The 14584-nt window shown below is 41.0% G+C and carries 9 protein-coding genes; 5 read left to right on the plus strand and 4 right to left on the minus strand.

Annotated elements, in window-relative coordinates:
- Positions 1–13: 13 nt before the first annotated feature.
- Both M9194_RS04625 and M9194_RS04630 read right to left on the minus strand, forming a co-directional pair.
- Positions 14–4450, minus strand: coding sequence for a hypothetical protein (locus M9194_RS04625; protein ID WP_250611411.1), 4437 nt, complete (start codon positions 4448–4450; stop codon positions 14–16).
- Positions 4451–4670: 220 nt separating this feature from the next.
- Positions 4671–7277 (minus strand): hypothetical protein, encoded by a 2607-nt coding sequence (locus M9194_RS04630; protein WP_250611413.1) that lies wholly within the window; start codon positions 7275–7277, stop codon positions 4671–4673.
- A 607-nt stretch (positions 7278–7884) separates the two neighbouring features.
- Between M9194_RS04630 and M9194_RS04635 the strand changes: the two genes are divergently transcribed.
- The 5 genes from M9194_RS04635 to artM all read left to right on the plus strand — a co-directional run bounded on the left by M9194_RS04635 (position 7885) and on the right by artM (position 11999).
- The gene (locus M9194_RS04635; RefSeq protein ID WP_250611415.1) at positions 7885–8724 is read left to right on the plus strand and encodes a hypothetical protein; all 840 of its coding nucleotides are present in this window, start codon (positions 7885–7887) and stop codon (positions 8722–8724) included.
- Between the two features lie 394 nt (positions 8725–9118).
- On the plus strand, positions 9119–9847 hold the full coding sequence (locus tag M9194_RS04640; RefSeq protein ID WP_250611417.1) for an ATP-binding cassette domain-containing protein: 729 nt from the start codon (positions 9119–9121) through the stop codon (positions 9845–9847).
- 35 nt (positions 9848–9882) lie between these two features.
- A complete protein-coding gene (locus tag M9194_RS04645; protein ID WP_250611419.1) occupies positions 9883–10611 on the plus strand; it encodes a transporter substrate-binding domain-containing protein in 729 nt (242 codons plus the stop codon).
- A gap of 6 nt (positions 10612–10617) precedes the next feature.
- Positions 10618–11301 (plus strand): ABC transporter permease, encoded by a 684-nt coding sequence (locus M9194_RS04650; RefSeq protein ID WP_250611421.1) that lies wholly within the window; start codon positions 10618–10620, stop codon positions 11299–11301.
- Entirely contained in the window at positions 11301–11999 is a 699-nt protein-coding gene (gene artM / locus M9194_RS04655) for an arginine ABC transporter permease ArtM (RefSeq protein ID WP_250611423.1), read from the plus strand. The genes M9194_RS04650 and artM overlap by 1 nt, the downstream gene beginning before the upstream one ends.
- Positions 12000–12015: 16 nt before the next feature.
- On the opposite strand, the gene M9194_RS04660 is transcribed toward artM, so the two are convergent.
- A complete protein-coding gene (locus tag M9194_RS04660) occupies positions 12016–13188 on the minus strand; it encodes a flavin monoamine oxidase family protein (RefSeq protein ID WP_250611425.1) in 1173 nt (390 codons plus the stop codon).
- 85 nt (positions 13189–13273) lie between these two features.
- Entirely contained in the window at positions 13274–14515 is a 1242-nt protein-coding gene (locus tag M9194_RS04665; protein WP_250611610.1) for an SGNH/GDSL hydrolase family protein, read from the minus strand.
- Positions 14516–14584 lie beyond the last annotated feature (69 nt).

Below are 14584 nucleotides of genomic sequence, written 5' to 3' on the forward strand. Positions count from 1 at the left end.
TGAATAGACAAACTTAACTTGATGCTGTTTCTAGTATAAAGCTCACTATTGGTGACAACCCTAAATAAATGCGCCGCGCCGCAGGGAAGGGCAACACATCATTCCCTTCATACGTGAATTTGCAGAAGGTATCAAAGCGGTAAACATCATTACCGATTTCTGCCACGATATCATTAACAGTTGCCTGATCCTTGAATAAAAAATAGAGCCCTGCAATGACGTCTGACGCAGTGAGTAAAGTATAGAGAATATCCAACGCTTGTGTCAGACTCTCTTTGTCAATACCACTTGCCATAGAAATAATGGATTGGAAAAGTGTTATGATATTTTCGAGCATCATGGTTATATATCCATAATTATCTTTACTCGCATCTCCACTCGATTCAATCCCCCAAGCGAAGTACTCAAGAGTACTCATTACTATGTATGACAGGCCGTTAAACACTTCGAATTTTTCTTGCAGGCTTGTTCCTGGCTCAGATGCGGTCAGTTGTATTTCCTGAGCGGGGTTGCCTAGGGACCAGGCAATATTCGCCTCTAAGTTCATCAGCATTTCCATTGCAGACCAGGTTTCGTGCAGTGAAAGAGGCTCTTCTCCGAGCAGTGAATTGGATTGGTGTAGGCGACTTGAAGTCAGCTCGTTCATTGACTTGAGAGACTTACCGTCGACAGCGTAAGTTCTAAGCCAAACACCTAGGCCGGTTGTCCAACTGAAGAGTTCTGAGAAGCTGATGTTCAGGGACAAGTCGAGCCCGAGTATTTTAATAAAATCAGTGAGCAATGGGATTTGTAGAGTGACGAAATTACTCTCGCTGAACAATGCATCAAATAGCTCGAGTAGATTATTGGGGTTTGTTAGTTCATTAAACAGTTGGGTAAAGGCTTCAAACTCTTTAAATACATCATTACCAACCTTCCCTATGCTGGTGATCAAAGTGTTACTCATTGTTGCCGGAGACATAGCGGCTCCCAGACCTTCGACAAGGGTGGTAAGTAAGTCGGTAATGGTCTTTTCTGTTGTCACCTCGATGTTGGCCAGAGTCGTATTTAGCTTAGCCTGTAGCTCTGTTGGTATTGATGGTGCATGAAATACAAGAGGGCTTATGACCGAATTGCCTTTAGATATTGCACTGAGATACTTTCCAACCGCTTCTGCCATTAAATGTGAGAAGGGCATCAGTATTTTGTTGATAACGAAGTCCGTACCACTTGTCATTTGTGATGATAGATGATCAGATCGCGTCTGATTGATCGGTGGGTTCTGAGTAAAGTGATTTATGGCCTCATTCCAGCCCTGCTGCATTGTCCACAGTTGCCCTTCAAATTGTGGTAGTGGGTTGTTGCCCGGGGCAGGGAACAGATCGGCTCCATTTCGAGATGCGCCCAATCGCTGAGATGAACTACCACTTGTGAGATGCTCACTGGTAAAACTTTTATAACTACTGACAAAGTCCTTCATATCACTTAGGTGGAAGAGAAGTTCGATAAACTTTATGACTTTCTTTATAAAGTCCCAGGCTTGGACAAAGAGATTCAGTAATCCTTTCCCCAGGCTTTCTAGCTCTTCTAACTTGGTAATCGCCCAGTTTCCAATATCGTGAATGGCAATACCGATTTTGTGCAAAATATCAGCCGGTAGGTTTTTCAAGTTTTCAAAAAAGTTCTCCCCTGCGGTGACCGCATTTCGTACTTTTTCTATATCGGCTGCGAATTTTTCTGAGGCGTTTTCAAGCGCATGCAAAGCGTGGCTGATGAACCGACCAATATCTGAAAAGAACCCACCTAGAAGCTCCCCTTGATAGCCTGATGAGCCATCGACAATTACGCATAAAAATGGGTTCAATAGCGGCATGCTGCCTTCTAATTGATTGCCTGTAGGGATATTTTGTGACGTTGTTTTTTTCTGGATCTGTTGGCTTGTTTGAACCATCAATTTACTGAGATTAGCGTTCGCTTGCGAGTGATCGACTCCACTTTGGTACTCTGGCTTTAGTGCTGCCATAGACTGCTGATTAGTGAGATGTTCTAACCTGTTTACAGATGGATTGCCGATATAAAAGTTACTCCATGGGGTAGTCATCGTGCCGGGGTTGGTTACTGGTACGATCGCATGGCCAATATTGGGCTCTTCTTCGTACTTAGGTTGGTTGTTTTGTTCATAGTCACTCATGTTAACCGTGCGGTACATAAGGCTATAAGCTAGCGAAGATGCACTCACTCTAAAGCTCAATGGAATGTGAGAAGCTAAAGGTTTGATGACCGCACTATTGACTCGACTGATGTGGTGGGCTGTACCATTGTGGTCGATAAGGGCGATGGGTGTGGTTGAGCGAATTTCGTAGTAGATACTGTCATTTGGTGAGGATTGATTTAGCAGTGGGATCGGGTAGCCATAGTGGTTGATAGAGCTCATTTCAACATGATAGAACTGACCTGATATTGGATTACGTTGTTGGTTTATGGTGACAGAGCGCTCGGCAAGTATTTCGGTATACCAACTGTTGTCAATGTGCTTGAAATAGTGCTTCTCAGCAATGACGTCGTTGCCATTTTTCTTAACGGCAATGTATTCGTTGTGCTCGTTAAATCGATTGTTGCAGGCAAACGCTAAATACTCATCGCCGAGGAAAAGCGCGTTGTTTGCTGTCGGTGAACTGTCGGACACATCTGTTCTAAAATCTGGGATGTTTTGAGCCGTATACACGACACTTTCAGGATAAGTCGATAGGCCAAACACATTGCTTAATCGGTTGGTGAGAAGAGGGTCTGTGCCACCGCCTTCAAAAGCTTGAGTGACTAAGCCCGCCCCGTTTTCGGTGTCGAATAGGAATCGCCATCCTCCATATTGAGAACGGCCTCCTCTCAAGTTCAAAATATTCGAGTCTGCTAAAAAGCCAGGCATGTTTAGCTGAGTTATGGAACACAGTTCTCTTAGTGGTTTGTTAGCTCTGGAAGTGTATGAGCGAACGGTATACATAACTAAGCGAGTAGAGTTATTCCATGCACTGTCTGAAGAAACTATGTTAACTGAAGCGATATAGCAGCTTGCTTTGATTGGATAAGCAGCATTGCCATTGACCACTATCTCAGTGTCACCTATATAATGGGAGTCTCGAATGTGGCGAATATAAGTATGATCACTATTATCTTTTGGCCAGTTCTTGCGGTATGGCATTAGAGGCTTGAGTGAGTCAGCAACTTCTTTTGGAAAACCGTTCGTACTTGAAACCGCTATAGCGTTAAGAGCGATATTTCCACGTGCTGGTTCGACGTGGTTAGCAGCATTAAAATAGGATGAGCCGAAAAGGTGATTGGCTGTTCCAGCGCCAACTACCGAGTTCCATTGAGTGTGATTAAATTGAATATAGAACTGAGGAACTGGATGGGATGAAGAAACGGTATCACATTGTGTATAGTCAACGTCGAGAATGGAATAATGTGTCTGCTTGTCGTTTTCAGGAAATACCGCTGATTCAAAGATAAATAAATTCCCTTTTTCGCAGAAACTCAGAATGTTCATGTAATTCCATTTGAGGAAAACGAGATGTGTTGCGCCCGTTTTATCGACAAAGTAGCAGTGATAATCTAAGTATTGAGCTTCCGAATTATTTAATGGTAGATTCGAAACTTGCCAGCCGCCTTGCTGATGGCTATCTACAATAGCGCTTCTTTCTGGGTAGAGCGCATTTTGTATTTTGACCTTTCGCGTTAACAATACGGAATTGGCGTTGTTCTTAGCTAACACTAAGACTGCCCAGTAACCGGACACCGAATTATCTGCTAGGCTGACTGTATTGGTTCCCGGGCAGGTGATACCAATCACTTTTACTGGCTCATCACCGTTTAAATATTCTTGGATAGGGACAGCATTTTTGTGAGCACCTTCCGCTGGTGTATCTATATCATCGACGTTGATGGGTAAATGTTCAAAGTGCTCAAACTGCCAGCCATTGTTTGGGTCATCGACAACATGGACCAATTCCGTTTGACCAATGTGATCACCTTTGAATTCAAGCGTTGCCTCTACTGTGTTGGATAAGTCTCCAGATTGATTTGGTAGGGCTAACAGTTTGCTCCTTCCCCAGCAGAAACCTTCTATACAATCGGATAATGGTTGAGCCTTTGCAGGTTGACTATAGCTTGGGTAACTCATTAACTCGCTGGACATTTTTACCTTGTAAACACCAGGCTCTGACTGCATCTCCTGGTCAGTGATTCCAAACTCGGAAGGAGAGGTTTGAAATTCTGGTATAGTACTTCCCCATGCAGTTGGAACACATCCAGATGCAATAAGCCCAGCAACCGCAGACATTTTCACACTTCCAGAAAGGAAGGAGCGTCGAGAGATTAGGTGTTCAAAACAATTGAGCTCTTTTTCTTGCAGCTCAGAAGATTTGATGAGCTGCGCAAGCTGGCGTTTTAAGGATTGTCGAAGTTCAACAAGTTTCATCGTTTAAAAATTGATCAGAAAAAAGGGGCGGTGAATGTACTATTCATCGATGATTAATTAAACGAATGATTAATTAGTTTTCGGTATTGATATGAATCACGTATATATGAAACATAAGGTTTTTATTTGCATATATATGAGATGTTATACGTGTGGAAGTCATGTATTGAAAGCCAGTTATCGAAGCACACTGGCTTTCAATATTCTTATAGAGAATATATTATTGAATTACGGCAGGAGCTCGGCGACGGGTCATCCTGTGCTGCAATGCATTAAATATAACGTTGTCGTCTAAATCCGAATATCTTGCGATTAAATCTTGGCTAAAGATATCTTGGATCATGTGTAAATAGTACGGGTAACTATGCATTGATTGTGGCTCTCTGCCATAAAAGCATCCAGTCGCGATCATAGGATATAAAACTTCATACATCGAATGATGCCCAGCAACAACCAAGCAACAACCAATTAGTAAGACAATGAGTCCTTTACCATGCTCGAAAGATGCTCTCTGACTTGGATTAGAGACGCAATGTTCTAGTAGAGTATCGAATCCATTCGATTGAATTTCCATGGTCCCTGAAACTCCAGCAATAAAACATGCACCAAAATCATGGATGATGTTTGGAGTTTGGCTATCATTATTTGGAGAGTAAAACTGCCTAGCATGCAATATGTTTTTAGTAAATACATTTTGCAGATACGATGGTGTGTATTGGGGCTCTGAAATACCTGCGTGCTTATCTTTACCCATAACTACCCTTGAAACAAAATGTTCATTTCTCCCTCGATCTTGAAAAAGAGATCTACGTCTGGCTTCAGGCTCAGTACTGTCAATTGATTTTACCAGTTGTTTGAAGCCATCTTTCATGGGCTTGGTTAAAATGATTTTTTCGATAAACTCGAATACATTCACCCGAGTATGCTTAAACTTTGATATTAGTGATAAGTATTTATCTGGACCAATATTAATGTGATGACATACGTGGCGGAAATGTACAGTCAAGTAATCAAAGAGTAATGGATCTTTACTATTTAAGTAATTATTTACGAAATGGAAAGCAAGCGTTGAATCTAGGATAGACATGTAGACATTATTTTTTCTTGTATCCAATGAGCTAAAGTGGATTCCCCTAGGAATTTTGTAATATGCGTTGATGCCCATCGCAGACATATTGCTTCTTATGTTTGTAGTCGGCTGTATTTTCGGTGTTGCTTGTTGAAGTTCGGAAAGCATAGACCGCTTTAAACGGCAGTGCTTTACATAATCACAGGCGTCAATTGCCGCTAGATGTAGATCGTCATCGCTAAATCTGAGATGTAATTCGACACCATACTCTTTAAAGGTGTCTCGCATTTCGTAAAGTGCATCAATGACTTCGAAATGACTATGGAATCCATATTTTCCATAGATAGCAATCACTGCTAGAAGAAATTCATTCACTTCCAGTTGGCAGTTATTACGTTTTGTAGCCATAAACCTTTCCAGTAGGGCCACTACAAAAAACATATGACCAGAGATAGATGCATTGAATGGACGTAGAAGATCCCTTTGAGAGCCGCAAGGGTAAGCATCTTCTCTATAACTATGGGTATAGGTATCGGAATGTTGGTTAATCATTCCTTTATGGCTGACTTCATCGTAAAAACCTGGAGCTGTAGACTTCATCAGGCCGCCATTTCCACTGTGTATTTGTTGAGAGCTCTCCCATTTGGGTTTTTTGCTCAGATCTCGTTTTGACATAATTCCACTTCTAAACTTGCGGTCCTTTTTAGCCAAAAGTGGGGAAGATTTTTTATATTTTCTGACCTTCCGTAGCCTTAAGATCCTTTCATTTGCTTCTGAATCTGACCAGATTAAAATTGCTGCCTCTGCATCAGATACGTTATTGATATCCATATCGGTGTATACAGAAAGTACGGCTCGTATAAGATCTAGCTGCATAGAGCGGCCTAAATAGTATAGAGAAAGCTTCGTTTCAAAGTATCGTCGAGTGTTATTGCTATTCCCTGCATCAACCTCTAAAGCTCTATCGAACAGGTTATGGTCAATCAGGTCATGACCAGACATATAGTCCCATGCATTCGGGTACTCTAGAAAGTAGTAGTTATTTAATATATTGCTCCTAATTTCACCAGGTAAAGATCCTGAAATTAAGCCGTAACTTAATAATATTATTTCAGATACATCATACTGATTGCTGGATACAATTTTACCAAACTGCGTTTGGTTAATTTGTATAATATTTCTATTCATCTCAGTTAAGTTTTTCATTGGTTCATAGTAACTTAACTCACTGATGTAATTCTTTAACTCTGGTTTTATCTCTTTTAGTATTTCGTATTTTATATATGGAGGAAGAATAGAATCATGAATAGATTTAAAGATATTTTTTAAGAATCTTACAAGGTCATAGATCTTTCTCAATTGTGGTGTCACTAACAAGAATGAGATTAAAGCATTACAGGTGGAGTTAAGGTAATGACGCGATTCTCTATCATGCTCACACACGCGCTTTAAAGTGAGCGCATCATACTTAGATGTTATTTCAGCTGGAAGAAAGGTATGTAGAGAGTTTCCTATACTTTCTGGCATTGCAACGATCAATTCTGTCACAAACTTTTCGCGTTGTCTTAATGTTAACTCAGAGAGTGTCCTAAAAATAATGCTGCTCCTATTTTTCAGGGAGGATTTTATTTCCTCTTTTAGTGTCCTGAGAGCAGTATTTAAATTTCTAATTTCCTGTGGGCCGTAGTTCCCGTTTGTGAGTAGTTCAGTCTTAATCTGATTACACTTTTTATGGTATCTTGTATGGTTACCTGGCATGACTTTCTTTCTTAGTTGAGTTTGTTATTTTTAATTTATCTATATGATACTTAAAGAAAATATTTTTCATTTATAATGGTTATGGCTCGAATATTATCCAAAAATATCGTAGATAAAACTTACAAGTGATATTTCATATCAGTTAATGAAGATTATTAATCATTTGGTTGATAATGTGAAGAGCAAAACGATGTACTGAGAGTGTAGAAGCTCAAGAGTTATTTTTATTCAGAAATGAAATTTATAGTTCTCTTTTCTTCTTCTAATCGAAGATTAGTTAAAATAATAACCAGTAGAGCATGATGGAATATGAATGAACTTTAATGTTATAAAGTTCGATATGTTAGACCTAATATAATAACATTTGCTGTGCTAATTTTAATCGAAATCAATTCTTTCCATCTAGCCGTAACACTGCCTGACCAAAAACTAACCACTACAGCATGCATCTATCACTTTCACACTTTCTAGTTTGACCAACCTCACGCTAAACATACAATATGAGCTGGAATGCGTATCTATTATGATGCCTATAAAGATCGATGTCACATCGATAGGCAATGGTTTCTTTTGAGATAAAACGTTTTACTGCAAAGGGAGAAATAGAATGTTTAGTACAATGGGTATGTTGCCAGTCTCGGCTGGGAACAGTTTTATAGATGGTATGTTTTACGACATCAGTAACCTCAATTTTGCTGAGTATTCGCTTTTAACAACGCATATTAACATCGAGGGCAGTATTTTAGTTGTTAAACCAGAAGCTCCAGGAATGCAGGTGTATAAATACAATAGTCTAGAAGAGTTTCGCGCGATTAAAGGCCCCAAGATAGAGCATTTTGTTATTGCTGGGGCTAGCAGTTCTGATGTTGGTGCTGCCTCTCTGGGGCGTACTCTGGCTAACCACTTAGGTGAAGCTGTTGGAGTGATTATTTCTTGTTTCGGCGTATCAGATTTACCAATGGAAGCCCTACAGAGTTGGTTCTTTTTTGGGGGAATTCAACGCTACATCAATGAAGAATCCCTGCCATCAAGTGTTAACGCTTTTTGGAAACAAGCGAAAGATGAACATGTAAGCAGTGCTGGTACCCAATTGCTTATCGATTTGCTTCGAGAAGAAGGGCGTACGATCAGAACGTTACTTGGGCATTCTAAAGGTTGTTTGAGCCTAGTTCATGCGTTATCCAATGTGAAGCATAGTTGGGATGTGAGTAATATAAACCTGATTACCGTTGGAGCCATTGTACCTTTCCCAACTGGCATGAAAAACGTGAAGCAATACATAGGAGAGTTAGATTGGTTTGGTGGGCTGGGCTCAGACTATGATTTGCCCCATACTAAAATTCCTAATGCCTGGCACCACCTTAACGCTCAACTTCCTTTGTCTATGAATCTTAGCCAAGTGTTGAAACAAGCTCTGCCTGTGCCTAGCTCGACGTCTATGTTGTAGTGCAAAACGCTCTCTACTCAGGGAACTGGGTAGAGAGTCACGAAAAAATGACGCGACTAGGAGTATAAATAATTCTACATTGTTAAATAGTAACCAATTAAGCATCAGGTGGAACTTAATTTGGCACTACATAACCATTCATCAAATCTCAATCTATCAAGCCTTCGCACCAATGTGCATCAGTTTGTCTACATATAAGTACAAACATTGCACTAATCTTTTACTTTTCTGGCACCAAAATGGTGCTCTTTGTTTTGAATTATAATTCTTTAATGTTGAAGTTTAATTCATCCTTTGGTCGTGCTGACTTTGTTTTTATGTCACGAAAACTGTTTACATGACTGGTTTTAATGGATAGTGTAAAAATCAAATTGAAATCAGCAAGGTGATTATTTTGACTATTTATGCGAATAACATAAGCAAGTCCTACTGCGATTTTAAGGTGTTACACGAAGTGAGTTTTACGTGTGAGTCTGGAGGCATTTTGGTTATTTTAGGGCCAAGTGGAGCTGGAAAAAGCTCAATACTAAGAATGCTTAACTTGCTTGACTCTGCTGAGTCTGGAGAGCTGTCCATTGGTGGACAGTATTTTGATTTCACTCAACCAATTACGGAAAGAAGAGCTCTTGGGCTGAGGCGCAAAGTGGGAATGGTGTTCCAACAGTATCACCTGTGGCCACATATGACGGTGATAGAAAATTTGCTCGAAGCACCCAGGTGTGTCACGAAAGAATCCGTAAAACAATCCACTCCTAGAGCTTTGGCCTTGTTAGAAGATTTTCAATTAGCAGATAAGGCAAATTGTTGGCCACTTGAACTTTCAGGCGGTCAGCAGCAACGCGTAGCTATCGCTCGCGCATTAATGATGCGGCCAGACGTTCTGTTGTTTGATGAGCCGACCGCGGCTTTAGACCCTAAATCAACCAGCAAGGTTGCCAATTTGGTTCTCGGATTGGCTAAAACTGGTATAACGCAAGTCGTAGTAACTCATGACGTCGACTTTGCTAAAAAAGTGGCTACGCATGTCTTATACATGGAGCAAGGCAAAGTGGTAGAGCACGGTTGTAAAAACTCGTTCTCAGCACCTCAATCCCAAGAATTCCGACACTACTTGTCGCACTAGTTCCCTTCAACTGACTTCAAGATACAGGAGTTATCATGAATAAAACGCTTTTAGGCTGTTTAGCCCTGACCTTATCGATGCCAACTTTCGCTAAAACGGTAATAAACTTTGAAACTGATGCCACTTATCCGCCATTTGAGTCGGTCAGTGATTCAGGCAGGATAGTTGGGTTTGATATTGATTTGGCGTCTGCGTTATGCCATCAAATTGGTGCGCAATGCTATTTTCACAATGTCCCGTTTGTAAGCATTGTTCCTTCACTAGAGTATGGTAAGTACGACGCGGCGATCTCAGCTATGAATATTACCAAAGCCCGACAACAGAAGGTCTTGTTTACCGATTCATATCTCCCCGATGAAGTAGGGGTTGTCACGAAATCCAATAAGTTAACCCAGCTTAAAAATCTGAAGGGGATACCAGTTGCGGTACAGAATGGCACCACGTTACAAAAATACATGCAAAACAAAATGCCAGACATTCACATGCGTAGCTATCCAAATTATCAAAATGCCATGAGTGATATGGATGTAGGTCGAGTTAAAGCCATTTTCGCTGATATGGCGGTGATCACTACGTGGATAAAAGCGAACAAGGCACTTCATTTGGTAGGAAAACCGTTTACTGATTCGCATTACTTTGGTGCTGGTTTTGGGATTGCGGTCAATAAGAATGACATCAAGTTACAAGAACAACTTAATAAGGCGTTAGCACAAATAAAGTCTAACGGTAAATACGAAAAAATCTATCATCACTACTTTGGGTAACGAACGATGATTTCCCCATATGAATCGGCATTGCTTGTCGCAACAACCATGACGATAAAAATAGCGCTATTCAGTTTGTTAATGGGTATGGTGATAGCTCTCATTTTAACGCTGATGGAAACATCCCACTTTACACCTCTGCGTTGGTTTGTTGCCGGGTTTACCTCAGTTTTTAGAGGGCTCCCTGAGTTGCTTGTGATCTTTTTTATTTATTTTGGAACCACGCCACTCCTATACGCGGTAACAGGAAAGTTTGTGCAAATTAGCCCGTTTATTTTAGGTGCGCTGGCGTTGTCATTAATTTTTGCCTCTTACGCGACTCATACTCTTCGTGGCGCGTTGCTTGCGATATCAGAAGGGCAAAGAGAGGCTGCACGGGCATTAGGAATGACACCATTTTCATCACTAACACGCATTATTTTCCCACAGATGGTCAAACATGCTATTCCTGGACTTTCTAATCAATGGCTAGTGTTGTTGAAAGACACGGCCTTAGTATCGCTAATCGGTGTGACAGAACTGATGAGGCAAGCGTTTGTGACGGCTTCTTCTACAAGCCACTATTTTTACTGGTATTTGAGTGCAGCAGCTATCTACTTAGTTATCACACTATTGAGTAAATGGCTCACACAAATGCTTTCTCACAAGTTTTCAATTAAAGATAACCATACAAAAGAAGGAGTAGTGTGATGAACGAGCAATACTTTTTTCAAATGCTACATGGGTTATTAGTTAGTATTGAGCTAACGGCTTTATCTGTGAGCGTGGGTTTGTTAATCGCGTTACTTATGACGGTGACGTTAATCATGCAGATTCCAGTCTTATCGCACTTTAGCAAAGCAATCGTGTTGATGATGACTGGCACACCTTTGTTAGTGCAAATTTACCTAATGTATTATGGCCCAGGTCAATTTCAAGTAGTCAGAGAATCTTCGCTTTGGGTGTTGCTGCAGCAACCTTGGTTTTGCGCCATCGCCGCGTTTTCTATTAACACCGCGGCGTACACAACTCATTTGTTAAAGAGCACCTACGATTTAATACCTAAAGAGATGCACCAAGTGTGCAGAGCGCTGGGAATGGCGACATCATCTCGTCTAAAAATATTGATGTCTTATGCATTTCGTCGTGCTATACCCGCCTACTCCAATGAAGTGATCTTGGTTTTTAAAGGCACTTCGTTAGCCAGTACTATTACCTTAATGGATTTGATGGGCTACGCTGAACAAATCAATACGATGACGTATGATACGCTGGCCGTGTTTGGTATTGCTGGTGCGTTATATTTTGCTATTAACACATTACTTAGTTTGATGTTTCGCCAGTTAGAAAAACATGCGTTAGGCTTTGAACTAAATAGCAGTCACGAAAGAACAACATTAACAAAGTAGTCGAAGAAGATCATCCCTAATTAGTTTGCATGATTTCCTCTGCAGCCCGATACCCTGACAAGATAGCGCCATGTACGGTTGCTCTATCATCGTTTGGGGCAAAGGCGTCCCCCGCAAAATACAATTTATCTTGAACAGGAGAGGTCAATGCCATGAGTTGTCGCCTGTTGATATACGGGCTTGCCCAGGTTCCGAGTGTATAGGTGGCATTGCCCCAATCTTCAAATATATATTGGCCTGAAAAATATCGACTGGCCTGATGTTCAAGTAGGTTGTCCAATTTAGTGATAACGGCACGGACAATATCCTGTTTACTCCCGTATTGATAGTAATGTTCCGCAGACGTTCCTGTTGCGAGTAAACCTAGTACAGCCATTTGGCTGCCTTTTTGATAGGCCATATCATAAAACGTTTCTTCACCGTGTTTGGTTTCAACGACGATCATATCCGGGTAGAATTTTTTCTTAAATTTCAATACTAATTTGAACCCTTTCAGAAATTCGCTGTTGTGTATCGCTTTATTTTTCTTCTTCGGCAATCTGGGGATAAAGGTGATTTTGTCTTCTTTTAGTACACCAATCGGTACAGCTATTAGGACCTTATCTGCGGAATATTGAGTGCCATTGCGCGTGGTTACAATGATAGGCTTTGTCGAGTAATTAATGGACACTACTTCAGATTGAAATTTAATATAAGGCTTTACCTTGCTGGCAAAATTGGTGTCCAAGTATTGATACCAAGTAGAGTCTTTAAATTTGGATTCAGGTTCATCTTGATAGGCTTCTTCTAGGGTGTATTTATCTACTTTTCGGTACTCGTTACCATCTAGATAGTACACATTCATCGGAGAGTATCGTATCAGTGGTTTGCTGTAGTGTTGCTTATTAGGTGATAGATAATCTAGGATAGATTGGTCCTCATGAATCCACTCAGCACCTAAATCGATTGGGAAATCAGCAAACTGGGTGTTCTCTTTTACTCGTCCTCCATATCGGTCTGTAGCCTCTAAGATCAGCACATCAATATCATGAGCCCGCAATGTTGTGGCTGCTGCCAGCCCTGCCGCCCCAGCGCCAACAATGATAACACTGTGCTTAGATGGCTTAGGAGTGATTGAAGCATAGGACAAAGCCGAGAAGGTGAACAGAATCAGTGTGAGTAGACGTTGAATTTTATTTTGGCTCACCATACGGCACCCTAGTTGTTAAACCTTGAACGAAGGGTAACAATCAAGCTTCAGGCTGTGGGCCTGAAGCTTGTTCCTGGTTACACACTTATTGGGAGAAAAACTGCGCTTTAGCTTGTGGATACATTCTATCTGCGAAGTATTTGTGGGTTGCGGTTGTAGGGTGGGTCACACCCCAAAATACATACTTATCTGAGCCGCTGCTATCACATTCTTTAGTGAGTGAATGACTAGTCAAATAATCTTGGGCTGAACTGCGATTGATATCCAGACAGGCATCTCTTGAATTGACAAAACCATAAGCAGTCGGGTTGTGAATAATCTTGTCAAAATCTGTATAAGCATCATAAAGGTATACATTCACTCCTTTATTTTTATATACGAGAGCTTGTTCTTCGATAAACTTATTGAAAGCCAATATCTTCGCCCTGACTTTTGCTATCTCGTCTTCGGTTGAGTATTTAAATTGAGGCGCATAAGTGGCGTCGGGCAAGGTCATCAGCAAAATATTGTGTGCGCCAGAGTCGACTAGCGTGGACAAGGCGCTGGTAAAGTCGGCTTCTACGTCGGCAACTGAACGGTTATAGTTCATAAAATCATTCAAGCCGAACTCCATCGTAAATAAGGTATTAGCTGGGTTGTAGTTTTCTGCTACCTTCATATAGCTCAAGTAAGATTTTACTTGTTCATTGACACCAGTCAGCACACCATATTGATTCTCACCAGCAGCGCCACCCACAGCCCAGTTGTACACTGGGATATTAAAATCGTTGGCTAAATATTCTGTCCAGACAAAGCCATTACTAAAGTGACCTAAATACCAAGTGTTTGGGTTAGGGAATAGCCATTGTGAAGCGTTAAATATATTACCTGTGTCAGAAAGGCTATCACCAAATGTCACCATTTTATTAATGTGATTTACAGGTCCAGAGTCGTTTGTCCAGATGGTTTGATTGAACGAGAAGCGATTGTCGGCAGCATAAAACAAAACGTCAGCAGTTGGGTAATCTACGCCAAGTGTATCCATACATTTTTGTTTGATTTCACTTTGTGAAGTCTTGGTATAGAACATGTTTTTCCACCGAACCGAGGACTTCCAGTATCCGTCTATCTTGTAGTAGCTACCGTCAGAATTTTCGGCCCATTCCCAAGTCGATGCAGAATCGTCATGCGACTGAGCGGGTCGATACCAACACCTAACGTAGGTGTAAGTGTCATTGGATTTGCCTAACAGGGTGTTTGATGTGGTGACAGGTTCAATTGGCGGTGGAGCAGCATAGACGGAAAATCCAATTGAAAGGGAGAACAGCGTACCTAGCAGTGATTTCATCATGGTGACCTAGCCTTATATATCCAAACGACCTAAATGAAAGAATTTAGATGGTGAGTTTATAATTAA

Origin of the sequence: Vibrio sinus (genome assembly GCF_023634645.1) — a bacterium.
GTDB classification, from domain to species: Bacteria; Pseudomonadota; Gammaproteobacteria; order Enterobacterales; family Vibrionaceae; genus Vibrio; species Vibrio sinus.